Genomic DNA, 19450 nt, shown 5'->3' on the forward strand with positions numbered 1-19450 from the left:
ATGGAGATCATCGGCACTACATTTCTGTAGTTACAAACGGATTCGCCATGCGCTGGGCCTGGGACCCCGACAAGGCGCGAGCCAACCTCGCCAAGCACGGGGTCGGTTTCGATCTGGCCCGGCGGGTGTGGGATGATCCGCTGCATGTCATCGTTCCCGATCGCATCGAGAACGGCGAGGAACGGTGGCATGCGATCGGAATGGTCGGGGGCGTGGCGATTCTAGTGGTCGTCCACGCCTATCGCGGGGATGATGGCGGGATCATCCGGATCATCGGCGCGCGAAAGGCGACCCCGCACGAACGGAGGCGTTATGAGCAAGAAGCCCCTTAGGCCGGACGAACAGGCGGAACTGAAGGCGCTGGCGGCGTTACCGGACGAGCGGATCGATACCGGTGACATTCCCGAGGCGCCGGCCGGGAACTGGGCCTTCGCCCGGCGCGGTCGGTTCTACCGGCCGGTCAAGCAGCAGATCACCTTGCGGATCGATGCCGACCTGATCGCCTGGTTCAAGGACCACGCCGCCGGCGAAGGCTACCAGACCCGAATCAATGCCGCCTTGCGGGATTATGTCCTGCACCACACCCAAGCAGGATGATCCCCAATCATGACCACCGAGAACTTTTCCCTGGCCGGCAGGCGCGTCTACGTGGCCGGGCATCGCGGCATGGCCGGCTCGGCCATCTGTCGCCGGCTGGAGCGGGAGGGCTGCACCCTCCTGACCGCCACCAGGGCCGAGCTTGACCTTCGCCGGCAGGCCGAGACCGAGGCCTGGATGAGGGCCAACCGGCCCGAGGCGGTGTTCGTGGCCTCGGCGACGGTGGGCGGCATCATCGCCAATTCCACCCGGCCGGCCGAGTTTCTCTACGACAACCTCGCCATCGAGGCCAACATCGTCAACGCCGCCCGCGAGGTGGGGGTGGCCAAGCTGCTGTTCCTCGGCGCGTCGTGCATGTATCCGCGCGAGGCGGCCCAGCCGGTGGCGGAAGACGCCCTGCTGACCGGGCTGGTGGAACCCACCAACGAGTGGTACGCCCTGGCCAAGATCGCCGGGCTGAAGCTCTGCCAGGCCTATCGCCGGCAATACGGCTGCGATTTCATCACCGTGGTGCCCAACAACCTGTTCGGCCTCAACGACCGCTTTGACCCCACCCACGGCCATGTGGTGGCGGCGATGATCATGAAGTTCCACACCGCCAAGACCGAGGGCCGCGAGGCGGTCGAATTATGGGGCACCGGCTCGCCGCTCAGGGAATTCCTTTATTCCGAGGACATGGCCGACGCCTGCGTCTTCCTGATGCGGACCTATTCCGGCGAGGCGCCGGTCAATGTGGGATCGGGCATCGAGATCACCATCCGGCAACTGGCCGAGACCATCGCCCGGACGGTGGGCTATGAGGGCCGGCTGGCGTTCGACGCCTCCAAGCCCGACGGCATCCCGCGCAAGCTGTTGGACTGCACCCGCATCCACGATCTCGGCTGGCGCTCGTCGACCTCGCTGGAGGCCGGCATGGCGGAGGCCTATCGCTGGTATCTGGACAACGTGGTCAGCGCAGCCTGAGGGCCAGCGGTCCCAGCGCCGCCACCACCCCGAGCGAGGCGAAGGCCAGCCCCCAGGCCAGCGAGCTGCTGCCGCCGCCGGCCATGTCCAGCACCATGCCGAAGGCCAGCGGCCCGACGAAGCCGGCGCCGAAACCCAGCAGGGAATGGATGGCGATGGTGGCTCCGCGCCGCGCCGGATCGGCCATCTGCACCGCGCCGGTGGTCAGGGCCGCCGAATCGATCTGAACCAGGGTGGCGTGCAGCAACACCAGTCCGGCGACCACGCCATAGGGCAGGCCGCCGGTGAACCCCAGCGCCAGAGCCAGCGCCGCCGAGGCCAGCATGGACAGGGCGCAGACCCGGCGGCGGTCGAAACGCACGGCGAGGTCGGCTCCGACCATGCTGGCAAGCATGGCCAGCAGCGCCGAGATGGTGGCGACCGTGGTGGGCGACGGCCCGGCGGCACCGGGCTGCGACGCCAGCACCCAGACCAGGAAGGCCACCATCCACGAGCGGGCGCCAAACAGTTCCCAGACATGGGTGGCATAGCCCAGCACATAGCCCATGGCGGCGCGGTTGCGCAGCACCGGGCCGAAATCGAACGGATTGCTCTTCACCGCCGGAGCCTGCGGCCGGGCCGGGACCAGCATGGCCAGCACCAGCACCGCCGCTAGCGCCGCCGCCAATCCGGACAGGGCGAAGGCGGCGGGCCAGCCGAACGCCTCGGCCACCCAGCCGGTGATCAGGAACGAACCCGAGGTCCCCAGCGAGAAACTGGCGGTGTAATAGCTGATCCAGCGGGCTTGGCCGGAGCCGGACACCCGGTCCACCAGCGCCTTGAGACCCGGCATGTAGGTGCCGGCCAGCCCGATTCCCGCCAGCGCCCGCCACGCCAGGGCCGACCAGAAGCCTTCGGCGGCCACGGCGAAGCCCAGCCCCGACAGGGCGGCGACCAGGGCCCCGAAGACATAGACCCGCTTGGCGTCGACGCGGTCGGTCAGCGTGGTCAGAATCGGCACCGCCACGGTATAGCCGGCGAACACCACCCCGGAAATCCAGCCGGCCTCGGTATTGCTCAGCGACCACTCGGCGACGAAGCCGGGCAGCAGGGCGGGAAACGCGAACACGCCCACCATGGTCAGCACCTCCGCCACGCACAGGCAGAAGACGGCCCTGGTCTCGGACGGAGGGAAGGCAGTGGTCATACCAGCATGGTAGCAAGGACCCCGCTGGATCGAGAAGGGGGAAAGATGGCCGGACCCGTCTGGTTCAGCGCAGCCAGATCCTCGCCAGCACCGGCGCGATGTCGCGGAACTGGGCCAGCCAGGCGACCAGCACTCCAATCACCCAGACCCAGGCCAGGACCGGAAGGACCCGCTTCATGTCAATCCAGCAGGTTGTAGCGGACGATGCAGTAAAGCGCCCGCACCCCGTCCCTCCAGCCGATCTTCTTGCCTTCCTCGTAGGTGCGGCCGGAATAGCTGATGCCGACCTCGTAGATGCGAGGACGCGGACGCAGCCGGGCGACCTTGGCGGTGATCTCGGGTTCGAAGCCGAACCGGTTCTCGACGATGGCGATGCCCTGGATGATCTCGCGGCGGAAGGCCTTGTAGCAGGTTTCCATGTCGGTGAGGTTGAGATCGGTGAACATGTTTGACGCCAGCGTCAGCACCTTGTTACCGATGGAATGCCAGAAATACAGCACCCGGCTTTCGTCGCCGCCCTTGAAGCGCGAGCCGAACACCACGTCGGCGCGGCCGTCCAGGAACGGCTTCAGCAGCTTCGGGTAATCGGCGGGGCTGTATTCCAGGTCGGCGTCCTGCACCAGCACGATGTCGCCGGTGGCCTTGGCGAAGCCGGTCCTGAGCGCGGCGCCCTTGCCCTGGTTGACGGCGTGGCCGGCGGTGGTGATCTCGGGATGGCGGGCGGCAAGCTCGGCCATCACCTCCACCGAGCGGTCGCGGGAGGCGTCGTCGACAATGACGATTTCCAGGTCGAGACCGCAGCAATCGGCCGCCAGCACCCGCTCGACGATGGCCGCCAGCGTCTTTTCCTCGTTATAGCAGGGAATGACGACGGTCAGCTTGGTGGCGGTCATTGGCCCAACTCCCCAGGTTCAGTGGCGGAAGTGACGCATGCCGGTGAACACCATGGCAAGGCCCTTTTCGTCCGCCGCCGCGATCACCTCGGCGTCGCGCATGGAGCCGCCGGGCTGGATTACCGCCGTCGCGCCCGCCGCCGCCGCCGCCAGCAGGCCGTCGGCGAACGGGAAGAAGGCGTCCGAGGCCACCACCGAGCCGATGGTGGCGGGCTGGGCCAGACCGGCGGCGGTGGCGGCCTCCTGACTTTTCCAGGCGGCGATGCGCGAGCTGTCCACCCGGCTCATCTGGCCGGCGCCGATGCCGACGGTGGTGCCGTTCTTGACGTAGATGATGGCGTTGGACTTGACGTGCTTGCAAACGCGGAAGGCGAACAGCAGATCTCGCATCTCCTGCTCGGTGGGCGCGCGTTTGGTCACCACCTTCAGCTCCTGAAGGCTGACGCGGCCGTTGTCCTTGGTCTGGAACAGATAGCCGCCGGCCACCGGGCGCAGCGTCATGCCGGGCTCATTGGGGTCGGGCATGCCGCCGGTGACCAGCAGGCGCAAATTCTTCTTGGCGGCGAAGGCGGCCACCGCCGCCTCGTCGGCATCGGGGGCGATCACCACCTCGGTGAACAGCTTGGCGATCTCCTCGGCGGTGGCGCCGTCCAGCTTGCGGTTGATGGCGACGATGCCGCCGAACGCCGACACCGGGTCGGTGGCCAGCGCCGCCTTGTAGGCGGTGACGATGTCCGTGCCCACCGCGACGCCGCAGGGATTGGCGTGCTTGATGATGGCGACGGCGGGCTGGTCGAACTCGGCCACCAGCTCGTAGGCGGCGTCGGTGTCGTTGAGGTTGTTGTAGCTGAGCTCCTTGCCCTGCAATTGCCGGGCGGTGGCGACGCCCGGGCGGTGCTGGCCGTTGACGTAGAAGGCGGCCCGCTGGTGCGGGTTCTCGCCGTAGCGCAGGCTCTGCTTCAGCTCGCCCGCCACCACCACGCGACGGGGAAAGGTATCGCCCAGTTCGCGGGCGAACCACTGGCTGATGGCGGCATCGTAGGCGCCGGTGCGGGCATAGGCGGTGGCGGCCAGACGCTTTCTCAGCGCCAGGGTGGTGGCGCCGCCATTGGCCTCCATCTCGGCCCGGATCACGGCGTAGTCCTCGACGTCCACCACCACGGCGACGGCGGCGTGATTCTTGGAGGCGGCGCGGATCATGGCCGGCCCGCCGATGTCGATGTTCTCGACGCATTCGTCATAGCCGGCGCCCTTGGCCACCGTCGCCTCGAACGGATAGAGATTCACCACCAGCAGGTCGATGGGGGCGATGCCGTGCTCGGCCATGGCGGCCTCGTGCTCGGCGTTGCCGCGAATGCCCAGCAGGCCGCCATGCACCTTGGGGTGCAGCGTCTTGACCCGGCCGTCCAGCATCTCGGGAAAACCGGTATGGTCGGCCACTTCGGTCACCGTGATGCCGGCGTCGCGCATCGCCTTGGCCGAACCGCCGGTGGAGAGGATCTCGACCCCCCGGCCCTCGAGGAAACGGGCGAAATCCAGCAATCCGGTCTTGTCCGAGACCGAGATCAGGGCGCGGCGGATGGGTGACGGGTCGGACATGCGAAGGGACCTCCGGCAAGACGGGTTTGCTGGGGGCATATAGCAAATCGCGCCCGGCGTAAACGCTGGATTCGCCTGATCGCGGCGGCTATATACAACCGGCACCGCAACAGGCTGGAATTCATGGTCAAAGGTCCCAGGACGGTCATCTGCGTGGTCGGCGCCCGGCCGAATTACATGAAGGCGGCCCCCATCGTGGCGGCGCTGAGGCGTTCGGCCCGGCTGGCGCCGCTGCTGGTCCACACCGGCCAGCACTACGACCCCGACATGAACGAACGCTTCTTCGCCGAGCTGGGGATGCCGGCGCCCGATTCCAACCTGGAGGTGGGCTCGGCCAGCCACGCGGTGCAGACCGCCCAGGTGATGATGCGGTTCGAGCCGGTGCTGGATTCCGCCCCCGATCCCATCGTCCTGGTGGTGGGCGACGTGAACTCCACCATCGCCTGCGCCCTGGTCGCCGCCAAGAAGGGAATCCCGGTGGTGCATGTGGAAGCCGGGCTGCGCTCCGGCGACCGCGCCATGCCGGAAGAGATCAACCGGGTGCTGACCGACCAGATCTCGGACCTGCTGTTCACCACCGAGAAAAGCGCCGCCGCCAACCTGGCCGCCGAAGGCATCGCCGCCCAGCGCGTCCATTTCGTCGGCAACGTGATGATCGACACCCTGGTGGCCAACCTGCCGCGCGCCATTCCACCGGCCGAGACCCTGGCCACCGCCGGACAGATCCCGGCCGGCCGCTTCGCCCTGTCCACCTTGCACCGCCCCGCCAATGTGGATGATCCGGTGGTGCTGGGACGGCTGCTGGACTGCCTCGCCGAGATCGGCGCCGGCCTGCCGGTGGTGCTGCCGCTGCATCCCCGCACCCGCGCCCGCATCGACGCGGCCGGACTGACCGGCCGGCTGGACGGAACCCGCATCCTGGCGCTGGGACCGCAGGGTTACCTGGCCATGCTGGGGCTGATGAAGGCGGCGACGCTGGTGCTGACCGATTCCGGCGGCATCCAGGAGGAAACCACCGCCCTGGGCATCCCCTGCCTGACGCTGCGCGACAACACCGAACGGCCGTCGACGGTGGAGTTCGGCACCAATACCCTGGTGGGACGCGACCCCGCCCGCATCCTGGCCGCCGCCAGGACGGCGCTCGCCACCGGCGGCAAGGCCGGCCGCATTCCCGAATTCTGGGACGGCCATGCGGCGGACCGCATCGTCGCCGTGCTCGAAGACAGCTTCTGAGGATTCCCCATGACCTTTCCCGCCAAGCAATATTCCAGCATCGCCGCCTATTTTGAAACCTATGCCGAACAGATCGCCCAGGCGCTGGCCTCGGTGCCCAAGAGCGCCCTGGCGGCGGCCGATATCCTGCTGGGCGACGCCATGGACGCCGACGCCCATGTCTATGCCTGCGGCAACGGCGGTTCGGCCGCCATCTCCAATCATCTGGTCTGCGACCACGTCAAGGGGATACAGACCGACACGGCGCTGAAGCCCCGGGTGCATTCACTGTCGGCCACCATCGAGATGATCACCGCCATCGCCAACGATCTGGATTACGCCGAGGTGTTCGCCTATCAGCTGAAGAGTTACGCCCGGCCGGGCGACGTGCTGATCACCATCAGTTCGTCGGGCGATTCGGAAAACGTGGTCCGCGCCATGCAATGGGCCAAGGACAACGGATTGCGCACCATCGCCATGACCGGCTTCACCGGCGGACGCACCGCCAAGCTGGCCGAGGTCAACCTGCACGTCGCCGCCGACAATTACGGAATCGTCGAGGACGTGCACCAGTCGCTGATGCACGTCCTGGCCCAGTTCATCCGCATGCGCCGCATGCCCCGCGACCTGGTGGCGGCCCGGAAATTCTGAACACGGGAAATTGAAGGATCGGGAAGGCAATGTCGTTCCTGGCGGATTGGCCCTACTTCTATCCCCTGGTGATCCTGGCCGGAATCGGCTGCCTGGGCCTTGGCCGGGCATTGCTGCCGGATTCTCCGCCCTGGCGCCAGTTCCTGGCCGGTCTGATCCTGATTTCCGCCGTCAACGCCAGCCTGGCCTGGTTCGCCCCATTGCTGATGTTGCCGCTGGCCCGCATCGGCATCCTGGCCGGCTGGGTGATCCTCGGCCGCCAGATCGCCGTCGGCGCCCTGACATGGCCGGACCGTCCAGACAGGCGAACCATCCTTTGTGTCCTGCTGGCGATGGCCCTGGGACTGGCCATCTCGATCCGCTTCGCCTTTCCCTTCATCGTCATGGGTGAAGAGCCTTATTTCCTGGGACCGCTGGTCGAGTTCTTCCAGGCCGATTATTTCGGACCGGTTCGGGTTCCCAGTCATTATCCCTGGGAGATGACCGCCAACCACATCCTGCCGCCGGCGGTTCTGACCACCCTGGCGGCGCTCTTGCCCAGGGGCACCATGCTCCAGGCCATCGAAATCCGCTTCCTGCTATTGTTCCTGGCGTTCTCGCGCTTCGCCTTCGTGATGATGCGCCGCTCCGACATGACGCCATATGGATCGGCGGCGATCATCGCGGCGGGCCTGCTGGTCTTCCATCGCGAGATCGATACCTGCATCAATTATTCCACCTTCCTTTACGTCATCCTGGTGATGGAGGTGGGAATCATCATCTTCCTGGATCGCGACCCTCCCGAGCGTGGCGCCCGCGACCTTCTGTTCCTGCTGGCGGCCATGGTCGCGGCCAAGACCTCGATCTTCTACCTGCCGGCCCTGGCCTTCCTGTGGGTGGCGGCGAGATTTCCCCGCCAGGCGCTACAGCCGGTGACCATCCTGGCCGGCCTGGTCACCACCGCCCAGATTCTGACGGTGGCGTCCCGGCCCAAACCGTTTCCCGACGTCAGCATCAAGCTGACCTTGACCAATCCGCTGGGTGGGCGGCCAGCATTGGATTACTACCCCAATATCGGCGACGCCCTGATCAATCAGGACAACATCCTGGCTCTGCATCACCAGCATTATTCACTCGGAATCATCGCCATTCTGGCCCTGGTGACGGTAAAGTGCTGGCTGCTGCCCATTTGGGCCACCGGCCGGTTGATCGCCAGGGAACCGGAACGCCGCGAGATTCATCGCGTGGCCGAGGTGTTCCTGCTGATCCTGCTGGCCGGCTGGGTGCTGATTCGCCATGATCAGCACGGTATCACCCATCAGGTCTGGCTGACCCTGGCCAACGCGCCGCTGTTCCTGGCGGCGATCCTGTCGGTCGCCCTTGCGCCGGGTGGACGGCCGTGGCGAAACGGATTGCTGGCGGTGGCGGTGGCGATCATGTTGCTGGGTTACCGGCCCTGGAGCTCGGTCAATTCACCGGTCGCCGCCAATATGGGGGGGGTCACTCCCGCCGAATTGGTGCGGATGAGTCCAGCCGAAGCCAGGATTCGCCGCCCGAACGAATCCGAGGTGGATTATTGCATCCGCTCGCTACTGCACGGCCACCGCCTGATGGCGGGTGAGGTGTCGCTTTCCTGCGCCGGAACCCTGGGGGTCATGGCGATAAAGCCTCGCCAGGCCGAGGGAGGAAAGCCATGAAGTGGCTGATGGAGGGCTTGCTGCGCCTGGGAGAACGTACCTCGGGGCCGCTGGATGAGTCGGCGTGGCGACGGCGACGCAACCGGACGGCAACGTGGCTGCTGGTGCTGGCCGGAGTGCTGGCGGTGCAGACCGCCATCCTGCAAAGCCCCGATTACATGATCAATGGGCTCTACCACAACCGTCGCGCCATCAACATCCAGCTCCAAACCATGCCCGAGGCCAAGCGGGCCAAGCTGCTGGAGCGGCTGTGCCTGGCCGACGGACTGTTCGGGCAAGGCGGCGTCGACCCCTACCAGATCGCCAAGGCAGGGGAATGCGCTAAGCTTTCGAAGCGATGATGTACTGAAAGGGCGCCACCGCCGCCGGCAGGATATGGCGGAATAGCATCTCGTCCAGTTTGAATATGGCTCGCGCCAGACCGGTATCTTCCCTGATCCAGTACTGGGTGAAATAACCCAGGAAATTAGGATCCTTGAAGGTCGCATCGATCTTGAATCCGGCATCAAGTAACTGGCGGCGCATACGTGGAAAGATGATGGCCTTTTCACCTTTTTCGATCAGGTCATTACGAACAAAATAATCCTTGACGAAGTTGAATGGATCCAGGGAATCCGTCTCGATCATCCAGCGCGGTGGATAGTAATAATTGGGTTCGACAATGATCAACTTGCCATCATCCTTGAGATGACGATGGACACGCTCGAACACTGCCGGCCTGTCATCGATGTGATGCAGCACGTTATTGATATCAACGATGTCGAATTTTTCGCCCAACTCCAGCCGGGTGGCGTCAGCCACCGCCAGCTCCAGCCGTTCGGTGGGAGCGCCGATACGGCCCAGGATTTTGCGCAGGAAATCGACGCTGCCCTTGCAGATGTCGAAGGCGAACACCCTGTTGCCGTTCAGCAGGAAGGACGGGACGATATAATTGACGCCGCAGCCGATCTCCAGGACCGCCTTGTCGCGGATCGGGCCGATATGGGGTTCCCACCAGAACTTGCGGGCGATGCCGACCCGCTTGTTGGCCCAATCCATTTGCCACAGATGGACCCGCTTCAGGACCTCCTGGAACTTGTCGGCGTCATAATCGGCATAGAACCTGTCCAACCGCTCAATGGCCTGCTTTTCAAAAAAGCTCTCCTTGTCGGTGCAGCCGTCAAATTCGATCATGCCATCGATCAGACTGGCGTGCCCGCCGCCGCAAGGAGAGCAGACAAGGCGGTCGCCGCTGAGTTCCAGCGGGCTGCGGCATGACGGACACAGATACTTCACGGCCGAACTCCTCGAGACCCTGTCAGGTGACGGATCTGTCATAGCAAGCCGGCCGGCCGCCGTCCATATCGCCGCAAACGGACCCTGTCCAGTCTTGGCCGCCGCCGCCCCTCAGCGCCAGCCGACCCGGTCGAAGATGCGGACCGCGTTGGCGTTGTTCTCGCCCAGCATGGCGACGTTGATCTCCTCGCCCTTGAACCGGCCCCACCCGGCCACCAGCGGCGAGACGCTGGCCGAGGGCAGTACCGGAAACTCGCTGTTGACCTCGGCGAAGGCCTTCTGGGCCTCGGGACCGGAGAGGAAGGCGATCAGCCGGACCGCCGCGTCCTTGTTCTTGGCCGACGCGGTCACGCCGGCTCCGGCCACGTTCATGTGGGCGCCGCGACCTTGCTGGTTGGGAAAGAAGATGCCGACCTTGGCGGCGGCGTCGCGTTCCTCGGCCTTGGCGGAGCTTTGAAGGTTTCCATAGTAATAGGTGTTGGCGATGGCGATGTCGCACTGGCCGGCGGCGACGGCGGTGATCTGGTCGCGGTCGCCGCCCTGGGGCTTGCGGGCGAAATTGGTGACCACGCCCTTGGCCCAGGCTTCCGCCTTGTCGGGACCGTGAACCGCGATCAGGTTGGCCAGCAGCGACTGATTGTAAGACGACGAGGACGAGCGGACGCAGATGCGGCCCTTCCACCTGGGATCGGCCAGGTCCTCGTAGGTGGACAGCTCGGCCGGCTTGACGCGGTCCTTGGCGTAGAACAGCACCCGGGCGCGGGCCGACAATCCGAACCAATAGCCCTGGGGATCGCGGAAATGAGCGGGAATGTTGCGCTCGATCTCGGCCGAGGCGGTCGGCTGCAACACGCCGGCGACGCGCGCCTTGTGCAGATGCGCGACGTCGGTGGTGATCAGAACGTCGGCCGGGCTGTTGGCGCCCTCGCTCTTCAGGCGCTCCAGCAACTGATCCTCGCCCGCCGGCAGCAGGTTGACCTTGATGCCGGTCTTGCTGGTGAATTCGTTCAGGACCGGCTTGATCAGGTGATCCTTGCGGGCCGAATAGACGTTGACCTCCTGGGCCGAGGCGAGGCCCGGCCCCAGCAGGGCGGCGGCGAGGGCGAGAGCGGTCAGGCGAAGGGGAGCGTGCATGGGGCGAATCCTCGACGGGCGAATGCAAATGAGTTGCATGATGCCTTGCGTTGATATCACATTTTCCCGCCGAGTAAAGCCCCCTCGGCGAGGACCCGGCCCCGCTTTGCGTTCTCGACACTGCGAAAAATACGGGCTACTAGAGAATTCCTTGCGATCAGGAGGCTTCCATGCGCCAGGGCAGCATCGCGCGCAACACCACCGAGACCAGCATCTCCGTCTCCCTCGACCTCGATGGCGGCGGACGCTATGCGGTCGATACCGGCATCGGCTTTCTCGACCACATGCTGGAGCAGCTGTCGCGCCACTCGCTGATCGATCTTGAGGTCAAGGCCAAGGGCGATCTTCACATCGACGCCCACCACACCACCGAGGACGTGGGCATCGCCATCGGCCAGGCGGTCAGCCAGGCGCTGGGCGAGCGCAAGGGCATCCGCCGCTATGGTTCGGCCTACGTCCCCATGGACGAGGCGCTGACCCGCGTCGCCCTGGACCTGTCCAACCGGCCCTACCTGATCTGGAAGGTGGCGTTCGGCCGCGACAAGCTGGGCACCATGGACACCGAGCTGTTCAAGGAATGGTTCCAGGCCTTCGCCCAGGCGGCCGGCGCCACCCTGCATGTGGAATGCCTGTACGGCGACAACGACCACCATATCGTCGAAAGCTGCTTCAAGGCCCTGGCCCGCGCCCTTCGCGACGCCGTCGAGATCGACCCGCGCAAGGCCGACGCGGTTCCCTCCACCAAGGGGACGCTGGGGGGAACCCTGTGAGCGGTCTGGTCGCCATCATCGATTACGGCTCGGGCAATCTGCGCTCGGCCGCCAAGGCGTTCGAGCGGGTGGTCGCCGAAACCGGCCTCGGCCTGACCGTCGAGGTGACCTCGGACCCGCAGGTGGTCGACACCGCCGAGCGCATCGTCCTGCCCGGCGTCGGCGCCTTCGCCGATTGCAAGGCCGGGCTGTCGCGCCTGCCCGGCATGGTCGAGACCCTGATCGGCCAGGTGCTGGTGCGCCGGCGTCCGTTCCTTGGCATCTGCGTCGGCATGCAACTGCTGGCCACCATCGGGCGCGAGCATGGCGAGCATGCCGGGCTGGGCTGGATCAAGGGCGAGGTGGTGCCGCTGGACGTCGAGGGCCAGGGACTGAAGGTGCCGCACATGGGCTGGAACCAGCTGGAGCCCGACCAGCCGGGCCATCCCCTGCTGGCCGGGCTTGATTCCGAGGCCCACGCCTATTTCGTCCATTCCTATCGTTTCGTCTGCGCCGACCCGGCCCACCGGATCGCCCATGTGGGCTATGGCGGCGCCATCGCCGCCATGATCGGCCGCGACAACATCGTCGGCACCCAGTTCCATCCCGAGAAGTCCCAGGCGACGGGACTGCGGGTGATCGCCAATTTCCTGACCTGGACGCCCTAGACAATGATTCTCTTTCCCGCCATCGACCTCAAGGACGGCGCCTGCGTCCGGCTTAAGCTGGGCCTGATGGAGGACGCCACCGTCTTCAACCTCGATCCCGGCGCCCAGGCGAAAAGCTTCGCCGACGCCGGGGCCGAGTGGATTCATGTGGTCGACCTGAACGGCGCCTTCGCCGGCAAGCCGGTCAATGCCGGGGCGGTGGACGCCATCCTGAGGGCCGTTTCGGTTCCGGTTCAATTGGGTGGCGGCATCCGCGACATGGCCACCATCGAACGCTGGCTGGAGCAGGGCATTCGCCGGGTGATCCTGGGCACGGTGGCGCTGAAGGACCCGCAGCTGGTCAGGGACGCCTGCAAGCGCTTTCCCGGCCGGGTGGCGGTGGGCATCGACGCCAAGGGCGGCAAGGTGGCGGTGGAGGGCTGGGCCGAGACCTCGGACCTCGGCGTGCTGGACCTGGCCCGCAAGTTCGGAGATTGCGGCGTCGCCGCCCTGATCTACACCGACATCGACCGCGACGGCGTGCTGGCCGGTCCCAATGTCGCCGCCACCGCCGCCCTGGCCGATGCCATCTCCATTCCGGTGATCGCCTCGGGCGGGGTGTCGTCGCTGGACGATCTCCGGGCGCTGAAGGCCCATCCCAAGCTGGAGGGCGTCATCTCGGGCCGCGCCATCTATGACGGCCGCATCGACGTCGCCCAGGCCATCCGGCTGCTGAAGGAGTAGGCGCGGTGCTCAAGATGCGCGTCATCCCCTGCCTGGACGTCAAGGACGGCCGCGTCGTCAAGGGGGTCAACTTCGTCGATCTGATCGATGCGGGCGATCCGGTGGAGCAGGCCAAGATCTATGACAGGGCCGGCGCCGACGAACTGACCTTCCTCGACATCACCGCCAGCGTCGACAACCGCGACACCATCTACGACGTGGTCCGACGCACCGCCGAGGCCTGCTTCATGCCGCTGACGGTGGGCGGCGGCGTCCGGGTCAACGACGACATCCGCAAGCTGCTGCTGGCCGGCGCCGACAAGGTCTCCATCAACACCGCCGCCGTGCATCGCCCCGAATTCGTCAAGGAAGCCGCCGAGAAGTTCGGCAGCCAGTGCATCGTCGTCGCCATCGACGCCAAGCAGGTGGCGTCGGGCAGGTTCGAGATCTTCACCCATGGCGGCCGCAACCCCACCGGCATCGACGCGGTGGAATGGGCGAGGCGCATGGTCGCCTACGGTGCCGGCGAGATCCTGCTGACCTCCATGGACCGCGACGGCACCAAGCAGGGCTTCAACATCCCACTGACCCGGGCGGTCGCCGACGCGGTGCCGGTGCCGGTTATCGCCTCGGGCGGGGTCGGCACCCTGGACCATCTGGTGGAGGGCATCCGCGACGGCCACGCCACCGCCGTGCTGGCCGCCTCGATCTTTCATTTCGGAACCTTCACCATCGCCCAGGCCAAGGCCCACATGCGGGCCGCCGGAATTCCGGTGCGGCCATAAAGGGTGACAGGCTCTCCGCCATCTGATAGGCAGATGCGCGGAAAATGACATTATCGAGTTGTTCCAGAAAGGCCCGGGCCATGGCTCAGACAAGCGCTATCCTCGAAGAGCTGTACGGCACCATCGCCAGCCGCAAGGGGACCGACCCCGACAAGTCCTATACCGCCAAGCTGTTTTCGCGCGGGCGCGGCAAGATCGCCCAGAAATTCGGCGAGGAGGCGGTGGAAACCGTGGTCGCCGCCCTGTCCGAGGGCAAGGAGCAGCTGGTGGCGGAAAGCGCCGACACCCTTTACCACCTGCTGGTGCTGTGGGCCGATTGCGGCGTCGAGCCGGCCAAGGTCTGGGCCGAGCTGGCGCGCCGCGCCGGCACCTCGGGCATCGACGAGAAGAAGTCGCGCGCCAAGAAGTGATTTCCGTGGCGGAGGAACCGATGACCTACGATTCCAACAACATCTTCGCCCGCATCCTCAGGGGCGAAATCCCGTGCGGCAAGGTCTACGAGGACGAGTTCGCCCTCGCCTTCCACGACATCAATCCCCAGGCCCCGGTCCACATCCTGGTGATTCCCAAGGGCGCCTACGTCTCGATGAACGATTTCAGCGCCAGGGCCTCGGAGGCCGAGATCGCCGGGCTGATCCGGGCGCTGGGCAAGGTGGCCGAGATGGCGGGCGTCGCCGCCGATGGCTGGCGGGCACTCAGCAATGTCGGCGCCAACGGCCACCAGGAGGTGCCGCACCTGCACTTCCACATATTCGGCGGCCGCCGTCTGGGCGCCATGATCGGCAAGGCCGATCATTGAGATTTGAGCGGAATACCGAGGCGGCGGCGGATCACTCCGCCGCCCTGGCCGCCTCGGGATCGTCCAGCGCCTTCAGCAAGGTGGCGCGAATCTGTTCCAGCTTGCGGCCATGCTCGATCTTGTGGCCGAACACGTCCTTGACATAGAACACGTCCACCACCCGCTCGCCATAGGTGGAGATGTGGGCCGACGAGATTTGCAGGCCCAGATTGGTCATGGCGTTGGTAATGTCGTAAAGCAGGCCGGGCCGGTCGCGGCCGTTGACCTCGATGACGGTGTGCGAGCGCGACGGCTTGTTGTCCACCAGGGCGCGCGGTGGCACCTTGAAGACATGGGCCCGCGACGGCAACTTGCCCTTGCGGGTCGCCAGCTCGCGATCCAGCCGCAGCCGGCCCGACAGCACCTGCTCGATGGTGGCCGACAGCTTGGCCAGCCTGGACGGCCCGGCGAACGGCCCGCCGCCGGAATCCTGGATGAAGAAGGTGTCGAGCGCCATGCCGTTGGCCAGCGTGATGATCTTGGCATCGACGATGTTGGCGCCCGATACCGCCATGGCCCCGGCGATCTGCGAGAACAGGCCGGGATGGTCGCCGGTATAGACGATGATCTCGGTGACCGCCCGCTGGGTGTCGACCCGGGGTTCGACCGTCAGCGGCGCCCGCACCGCCTCGGCTTCGCGCACCAGACGGGCATGGCGAAGATGGGTGGCGAGATCGCAGGTGGTCCAGTAGCTGGGATAGCCGCGCCCCAGATGGGCGTCGATCTCGTCGCCGGTCCAGCCCAGCCGCTCCAGCTCGGCCCGCAGACTGGCCTGGGCCGCCTTGACCCGGGTGCCGTGGGCGGCGGCGGACAGCCCGCCGGTCATCACGTCCAGCGCCCGCTGGAACAGTTCGCGCAGCAGCCCGGCCTTCCAGGCGTTCCACACCGTCGGGCCGACGGCGCGGATGTCGGCGACGGTCAGGCACAAGAGCAGGCGCAGCCGCTCGGGTGACTGCACCAGGGCGACGAAATCCGAGATGGTCTTGGGATCGTCGATGTCGCGCTTGAAGGCGATGCGGCTCATGGACAGGTGTTCGCGCACCAGCCAGGCGCTGGTCTCGGTCTCCTCGTCGGTAAGACCCAGGCGCGGCCCCAGCTTCAGCGCCACCTCGGCTCCCAGCACCGAATGGTCGCCGTTGCGGCCCTTGGCGATGTCGTGCAGGAAGGCGGCGACATAAAGCGCCCGGCGCGACGCCACCTGGTGGATGACCTCGCTGCTGGCCGGCGCCTCGGCGGTCAGCTCGCCGGCCTCGATGGAATGCAGGATACCCAGCGCCTGCACCGTATGCTCGTCGACGGTGAAGACGTGGTACATGTCGTATTGCATCTGCGCCACCACCCGCCCGAAATCGGGGATGAACCGGCCCAGAACTCCGGCCTCGTTCATGTGGCGCAGCGCCACCTCGGGATTCTTGCGCGACGTCAGCATCTCGATGAACAGGCGGTTGGCGTCCGGGTCGGCGCGAAGGGCGGAATCGATACGCTTCAGCGAACGGTGCACCCGGTCCAGCGCCTTGGGATGGATGTCGACCTCGTGCTCCAGGGCGGTGTGGAACAGGCGGATCATCGCCACCGGATCGGTCTCGAACTGGTCGTCGCGGGCGGTGTCCAGGCGGCCGCCCTCGACGATGAAGCCGGCGATGGAGGCGCGGCGCGAAAACAGGCGGGACAGCTGAAGCCGCCGGGGCTTGCGCTTGTGCTGCTCCTCGGCCAGGGCGCAGAACAACCGGGTCAGGTCGCCCACGTCCTTGGCGATCAGGAAATAGTGCTTCATGAACCGCTCGACGCCCCTGGACCCGCCGCGGTCGGCGTAATGCATGCGCGAGGCGATTTCCTGCTGCACGTCGAAGGTCAGGCGGTCCTCGGGCCGGTCGGTCAGGTAGTGCAGATGGCAGCGCACCGTCCACAGGAACGTCTGGGCCTTGGCGAAGCCCTTGGCCGCCGGACGCGAGATGATGCCGGCCTCGGCCAGTTCGGCGATGTCGTTGATGCGGTACATGTACTTGGCGATCCAGTACAGCGTGTGCAGGTCGCGCAGACCACCCTTGCCCTCCTTGACGTTGGGTTCCAGCACATAGCGCGAATCGCCCATCTGGGAATGGCGGGCATCGCGTTCGGCCAGCTTGGACTCGACGAATTCCACCGCCGTGTTCGCCATGATCTCGGTGCGGTAGCGGTTCCACAAATCGCGGAACAGCGCCTGATCCCCCCATAGCCAGCGCATCTCCAGCAGCGCGGTGCGGATGGTGAGATCGTCCCTGGCGTTGCGGATGCACTCTTCGGCCGAACGGGTGGAGTGACCGACCTTCAACCCCACGTCCCACAGCATGTAGAGGATGTATTCCACCACCTGTTCGTGATAGGGCACCCGCTTGTAGGGCAACAGGAACAACAGGTCGATGTCGGAATGGGGCGACAGCTCGCCGCGGCCGTAACCGCCCACCGCAACCAGGCTCATGGCCTCGCCCGAGGTCCGCACGCCTTGGGGAAATTCATGGTCGGCGGCGAAATCGTGGACCAGACGGACCAGCTGATCGATCAGGAAACAGGTCTCGCGCACCGTGGCGGCGCCGTCGCCGTGGCCGTCGAAGCGGCGCCGGACCTCGCCGCGGCCGCGGGCCAGCACCTGCTTGAACAGGTCCAGCACCTTCATCCGGCGCTTGTTCTTGGGCAGGTCCAGGGCCGCGAGCCCGGCTAGGTCGGCGATGACGGCCCGACGGTCGATGATGGCGCGCTGGTCGGCGATCTTGATCATGGCGGGAAAACACGACGACGTTGAGCCGGAGCCTTCGAGTATAGAAGGCGGTCGCGTTCCGCCGCCAGACCTATTCGAAGGCAGTCAGGTCGATTGCCCAAGGAGTGGGCAATCGTCTCACCACCACGAGGTGGACAGCCAATAGAACAGGGCGGCGATGCTGCCCGCCGCCGGAATGGTCAGCACCCAGGCGATGACGATGTTGCCGGCCACATGCCAGCGCACCGCCGACAGCTTGCGGGCGGCGCCGACTCCGACGATGGCGCCGGTGATGGTGTGGGTGGTCGACACCGGGATGCCCATCCAGGTCGCGGCGAACAGGGTGATGGCGCCCCCGGTTTCGGCACAGAAGCCCTGGACCGGCTTCAGGTCGGTGATCTTGGACCCCATGGTCTTGACGATGCGCCAGCCGCCGAACAGGGTGCCGAGACCCATGGCCAGCTGGCAGGTGATCGCCACCCACAGCGGCACATGGAACTGAGGGCCCAGCATTCCCTGGCTGAACAGCAGCACGGCGATGATGCCCATGGTCTTCTGGGCGTCGTTGCCGCCATGGCCGAGCGAATACATGGCGGCCGAGAAGAATTGCAATATCCGGAATCGGGAATCCACCGCGAACGGCGGGATGCGGCGGCATATCCACGAGACCGACAAGATCAGCAGCATGGCCAGGATCAGCCCGACCAGCGGCGACAGCACGATGGCGGATCCGGTCTTGATCAGGCCGGTGGGAACCAGCGACGCGACCCCGCCCTTGGTGACGCCGGCGCCGACGATGCCGCCGATCAGGGCGTGCGAGCTGGACGACGGAATCCCCAGCAGCCAGGTGATGATGTTCCAGGCGATGGCCCCCATCAGGGCGCCGAAGATCACATGGGTATCGATGATGCCGGGCGAGACGATGCCGGTTCCCACCGTCTTGGCGACGCTGTGGGTGAAGAACAGGATGGCGATGGTGTTGAAGAACGCCGCCCAGACGACGGCATAGGACGGCGGCAGCACCCGTGTCGCCACCACGGTGGCGATGGAATTGGCGGCGTCGTGCAGGCCGTTCAGGAAGTCGAACGCCAGCGCCACGATCACCAGGGCGACGATGATCGGAAAAGCGACCGAGGCCTCCATGGCCTACACCTGCTCGATGACGATGGTCTCGATGACGTTGGCGACGTCGTCGAACCGGTCCGACACCTTTTCCAGCCGCTGATAGATCTCCTTGCGGGTGATCAGCCTGACCGGGTCCTTCTCGGTGGCGAACAGGGCGCGCAACCCCTCGTGCTGACGGGCGTCGGCGGCGCTTTCCTGGCGGCCGATGTCGTCGCACAGCTTGTTGATGGCCTCGGAATTGCGCGAGATGCCGTCCAGCAGCGGAATGGCCTGTTCCAGCAGGCGGGCGCATTCGACGATACCGGCGGCCAAGGCCCGCATGTCGGGATTGAATTCGCGCACGCCGTACAGGTCGATGCGCTGCGCCACGTCCTCGATGCCGTCCACGGTGTCGTCCATGGTGGTGATCAGGCCGTGAATCTGGTCGCGGTCGAAGGGGGTGATGAAGCTGCGGTGCAGTTCCAGCAGGGTCTTGCGGGTGATGGCGTCGGCCTCGCCCTCGTAGGCGCAGATCTGGCGGAAGTGAAGCGCCATGTCGGCGCCTTCCGCCATCATCTTCTCCAGTTCCCGGGCGGCGGCGTGAACCTTGGCCGCATGCTCGATGAAAAGCTCGACGAACTTCCCTTCCTTGGGCATCAAGGAGCGGAACAGGCGGAAGAACAT

At 66.1% G+C, this 19450-nt stretch carries 21 protein-coding genes; 13 read left to right on the forward strand and 8 right to left on the reverse strand.

Annotated features, from left to right (window positions below):
- The first annotated feature begins 47 nt into the window (after window positions 1-47).
- From MTBSS4_RS19450 to MTBSS4_RS19460, 3 genes are read left to right on the forward strand one after another with little or no spacing between them, the layout of a single operon-like run.
- The gene (locus tag MTBSS4_RS19450; protein WP_173985021.1) at window positions 48-332 is read left to right on the forward strand and encodes a BrnT family toxin; all 285 of its coding nucleotides are present in this window, start codon (window positions 48-50) and stop codon (window positions 330-332) included.
- Window positions 313-597, forward strand: coding sequence for a BrnA antitoxin family protein (locus MTBSS4_RS19455; protein ID WP_173985022.1), 285 nt, complete (start codon window positions 313-315; stop codon window positions 595-597). Before MTBSS4_RS19450 ends, MTBSS4_RS19455 begins: the two co-directional genes overlap by 20 nt.
- 9 nt (window positions 598-606) lie before the next feature.
- On the forward strand, window positions 607-1560 hold the full coding sequence (locus MTBSS4_RS19460; protein ID WP_305792035.1) for a GDP-L-fucose synthase: 954 nt from the start codon (window positions 607-609) through the stop codon (window positions 1558-1560).
- On the opposite strand, the gene MTBSS4_RS19465 is transcribed toward MTBSS4_RS19460, so the two are convergent.
- The 3 genes from MTBSS4_RS19465 to purH all read right to left on the reverse strand — a co-directional run bounded on the left by MTBSS4_RS19465 (window position 1547) and on the right by purH (window position 5238).
- Window positions 1547-2746 carry a nitrate/nitrite transporter gene (locus MTBSS4_RS19465; protein ID WP_173985023.1) on the reverse strand — a complete coding sequence of 400 codons (1200 nt, stop codon included), beginning with the start codon at window positions 2744-2746 and terminating at the stop codon, window positions 1547-1549. The genes MTBSS4_RS19460 and MTBSS4_RS19465 overlap by 14 nt on opposite strands.
- 179 nt (window positions 2747-2925) lie before the next feature.
- On the reverse strand, window positions 2926-3639 hold the full coding sequence (locus MTBSS4_RS19470) for a glycosyltransferase family 2 protein (RefSeq protein ID WP_173985024.1): 714 nt from the start codon (window positions 3637-3639) through the stop codon (window positions 2926-2928).
- Between the two features lie 18 nt (window positions 3640-3657).
- Complete coding sequence (purH, locus tag MTBSS4_RS19475; protein WP_173985025.1) at window positions 3658-5238, reverse strand: bifunctional phosphoribosylaminoimidazolecarboxamide formyltransferase/IMP cyclohydrolase; 1581 nt, start codon at window positions 5236-5238, stop codon at window positions 3658-3660.
- 123 nt (window positions 5239-5361) lie between these two features.
- On the opposite strand from purH, the gene wecB reads away from it, so the two are divergent.
- Genes wecB through MTBSS4_RS19495 form a run of 4 tightly spaced genes read left to right on the forward strand, consistent with a single transcriptional unit; the run spans window position 5362 to window position 9118 of the window.
- A complete protein-coding gene (wecB, locus tag MTBSS4_RS19480; protein WP_173985026.1) occupies window positions 5362-6471 on the forward strand; it encodes a non-hydrolyzing UDP-N-acetylglucosamine 2-epimerase in 1110 nt (369 codons plus the stop codon).
- Window positions 6472-6480: 9 nt separating this feature from the next.
- Window positions 6481-7101, forward strand: a complete 621-nt coding sequence (locus tag MTBSS4_RS19485; RefSeq protein ID WP_173985027.1) for an SIS domain-containing protein — start codon at window positions 6481-6483, stop codon at window positions 7099-7101.
- A 29-nt stretch (window positions 7102-7130) separates the two neighbouring features.
- Window positions 7131-8777, forward strand: a complete 1647-nt coding sequence (locus tag MTBSS4_RS19490) for a hypothetical protein (RefSeq protein WP_173985028.1) — start codon at window positions 7131-7133, stop codon at window positions 8775-8777.
- Entirely contained in the window at window positions 8774-9118 is a 345-nt protein-coding gene (locus MTBSS4_RS19495) for a hypothetical protein (RefSeq protein WP_173985029.1), read from the forward strand. Before MTBSS4_RS19490 ends, MTBSS4_RS19495 begins: the two co-directional genes overlap by 4 nt.
- Here the strand turns inward: MTBSS4_RS19495 and MTBSS4_RS19500 are convergent.
- Window positions 9099-10052: a bifunctional 2-polyprenyl-6-hydroxyphenol methylase/3-demethylubiquinol 3-O-methyltransferase UbiG gene (locus MTBSS4_RS19500; protein ID WP_173985030.1), complete on the reverse strand. Its 954-nt coding sequence runs from the start codon at window positions 10050-10052 to the stop codon at window positions 9099-9101. The genes MTBSS4_RS19495 and MTBSS4_RS19500 overlap by 20 nt on opposite strands.
- Window positions 10053-10163: 111 nt before the next feature.
- Window positions 10164-11186, reverse strand: coding sequence for a Fe(3+) ABC transporter substrate-binding protein (locus MTBSS4_RS19505; RefSeq protein WP_254432666.1), 1023 nt, complete (start codon window positions 11184-11186; stop codon window positions 10164-10166).
- Window positions 11187-11356: 170 nt separating this feature from the next.
- Between MTBSS4_RS19505 and hisB the strand changes: the two genes are divergently transcribed.
- The 6 genes from hisB (at window position 11357) to MTBSS4_RS19535 (ending at window position 14889) form a co-directional block, all read left to right on the forward strand.
- Window positions 11357-11956, forward strand: coding sequence for an imidazoleglycerol-phosphate dehydratase HisB (gene hisB, locus MTBSS4_RS19510; protein ID WP_173985032.1), 600 nt, complete (start codon window positions 11357-11359; stop codon window positions 11954-11956).
- Window positions 11953-12603, forward strand: coding sequence for an imidazole glycerol phosphate synthase subunit HisH (gene hisH / locus MTBSS4_RS19515; RefSeq protein WP_173985033.1), 651 nt, complete (start codon window positions 11953-11955; stop codon window positions 12601-12603). The genes hisB and hisH overlap by 4 nt, the downstream gene beginning before the upstream one ends.
- 3 nt (window positions 12604-12606) lie before the next feature.
- Complete coding sequence (hisA, locus tag MTBSS4_RS19520) at window positions 12607-13326, forward strand: 1-(5-phosphoribosyl)-5-[(5-phosphoribosylamino)methylideneamino]imidazole-4-carboxamide isomerase (RefSeq protein WP_173985034.1); 720 nt, start codon at window positions 12607-12609, stop codon at window positions 13324-13326.
- A 5-nt stretch (window positions 13327-13331) separates the two neighbouring features.
- Window positions 13332-14090, forward strand: coding sequence for an imidazole glycerol phosphate synthase subunit HisF (gene hisF, locus MTBSS4_RS19525; protein WP_173985035.1), 759 nt, complete (start codon window positions 13332-13334; stop codon window positions 14088-14090).
- A gap of 80 nt (window positions 14091-14170) precedes the next feature.
- Complete coding sequence (locus MTBSS4_RS19530) at window positions 14171-14500, forward strand: phosphoribosyl-ATP diphosphatase (protein ID WP_173985036.1); 330 nt, start codon at window positions 14171-14173, stop codon at window positions 14498-14500.
- A gap of 20 nt (window positions 14501-14520) precedes the next feature.
- Entirely contained in the window at window positions 14521-14889 is a 369-nt protein-coding gene (locus MTBSS4_RS19535; protein ID WP_173985037.1) for a histidine triad nucleotide-binding protein, read from the forward strand.
- Window positions 14890-14920: 31 nt separating this feature from the next.
- Here the strand turns inward: MTBSS4_RS19535 and MTBSS4_RS19540 are convergent, their stop codons facing one another.
- From MTBSS4_RS19540 to MTBSS4_RS19550, 3 genes are all read right to left on the reverse strand, one after another.
- Window positions 14921-17683, reverse strand: a complete 2763-nt coding sequence (locus MTBSS4_RS19540) for a [protein-PII] uridylyltransferase (RefSeq protein WP_173985038.1) — start codon at window positions 17681-17683, stop codon at window positions 14921-14923.
- Between the two features lie 117 nt (window positions 17684-17800).
- The gene (locus tag MTBSS4_RS19545) at window positions 17801-18805 is read right to left on the reverse strand and encodes an inorganic phosphate transporter (RefSeq protein ID WP_173985039.1); all 1005 of its coding nucleotides are present in this window, start codon (window positions 18803-18805) and stop codon (window positions 17801-17803) included.
- 3 nt (window positions 18806-18808) lie between these two features.
- The gene (locus MTBSS4_RS19550; RefSeq protein WP_173985040.1) at window positions 18809-19450 is read right to left on the reverse strand and encodes a DUF47 domain-containing protein; all 642 of its coding nucleotides are present in this window, start codon (window positions 19448-19450) and stop codon (window positions 18809-18811) included.

The sequence above is a fragment of the Magnetospirillum sp. SS-4 genome (genome assembly GCF_902729425.1).
GTDB lineage: Bacteria > Pseudomonadota > Alphaproteobacteria > Rhodospirillales > Magnetospirillaceae > Phaeospirillum.

Coding starts and splice junctions, on each gene's coding strand:
- MTBSS4_RS19450 (WP_173985021.1), top strand. CDS start 48: ATGCGCTGGGCCTGGGACCCCGACAAGGCGCGAGCCAACCTCGCCAAG.
- MTBSS4_RS19455 (WP_173985022.1), top strand. CDS start 313: ATGAGCAAGAAGCCCCTTAGGCCGGACGAACAGGCGGAACTGAAGGCG.
- MTBSS4_RS19460 (WP_305792035.1), top strand. CDS start 607: ATGACCACCGAGAACTTTTCCCTGGCCGGCAGGCGCGTCTACGTGGCC.
- MTBSS4_RS19465 (WP_173985023.1), bottom strand. CDS start 2,746: ATGACCACTGCCTTCCCTCCGTCCGAGACCAGGGCCGTCTTCTGCCTG.
- MTBSS4_RS19470 (WP_173985024.1), bottom strand. CDS start 3,639: ATGACCGCCACCAAGCTGACCGTCGTCATTCCCTGCTATAACGAGGAA.
- purH (WP_173985025.1), bottom strand. CDS start 5,238: ATGTCCGACCCGTCACCCATCCGCCGCGCCCTGATCTCGGTCTCGGAC.
- wecB (WP_173985026.1), top strand. CDS start 5,362: ATGGTCAAAGGTCCCAGGACGGTCATCTGCGTGGTCGGCGCCCGGCCG.
- MTBSS4_RS19485 (WP_173985027.1), top strand. CDS start 6,481: ATGACCTTTCCCGCCAAGCAATATTCCAGCATCGCCGCCTATTTTGAA.
- MTBSS4_RS19490 (WP_173985028.1), top strand. CDS start 7,131: ATGTCGTTCCTGGCGGATTGGCCCTACTTCTATCCCCTGGTGATCCTG.
- MTBSS4_RS19495 (WP_173985029.1), top strand. CDS start 8,774: ATGAAGTGGCTGATGGAGGGCTTGCTGCGCCTGGGAGAACGTACCTCG.
- MTBSS4_RS19505 (WP_254432666.1), bottom strand. CDS start 11,186: ATGCACGCTCCCCTTCGCCTGACCGCTCTCGCCCTCGCCGCCGCCCTG.
- hisB (WP_173985032.1), top strand. CDS start 11,357: ATGCGCCAGGGCAGCATCGCGCGCAACACCACCGAGACCAGCATCTCC.
- hisA (WP_173985034.1), top strand. CDS start 12,607: ATGATTCTCTTTCCCGCCATCGACCTCAAGGACGGCGCCTGCGTCCGG.
- MTBSS4_RS19530 (WP_173985036.1), top strand. CDS start 14,171: ATGGCTCAGACAAGCGCTATCCTCGAAGAGCTGTACGGCACCATCGCC.
- MTBSS4_RS19535 (WP_173985037.1), top strand. CDS start 14,521: ATGACCTACGATTCCAACAACATCTTCGCCCGCATCCTCAGGGGCGAA.
- MTBSS4_RS19540 (WP_173985038.1), bottom strand. CDS start 17,683: ATGATCAAGATCGCCGACCAGCGCGCCATCATCGACCGTCGGGCCGTC.
- MTBSS4_RS19545 (WP_173985039.1), bottom strand. CDS start 18,805: ATGGAGGCCTCGGTCGCTTTTCCGATCATCGTCGCCCTGGTGATCGTG.
- MTBSS4_RS19550 (WP_173985040.1), bottom strand. CDS start 19,450: ATGTTCTTCCGCCTGTTCCGCTCCTTGATGCCCAAGGAAGGGAAGTTC.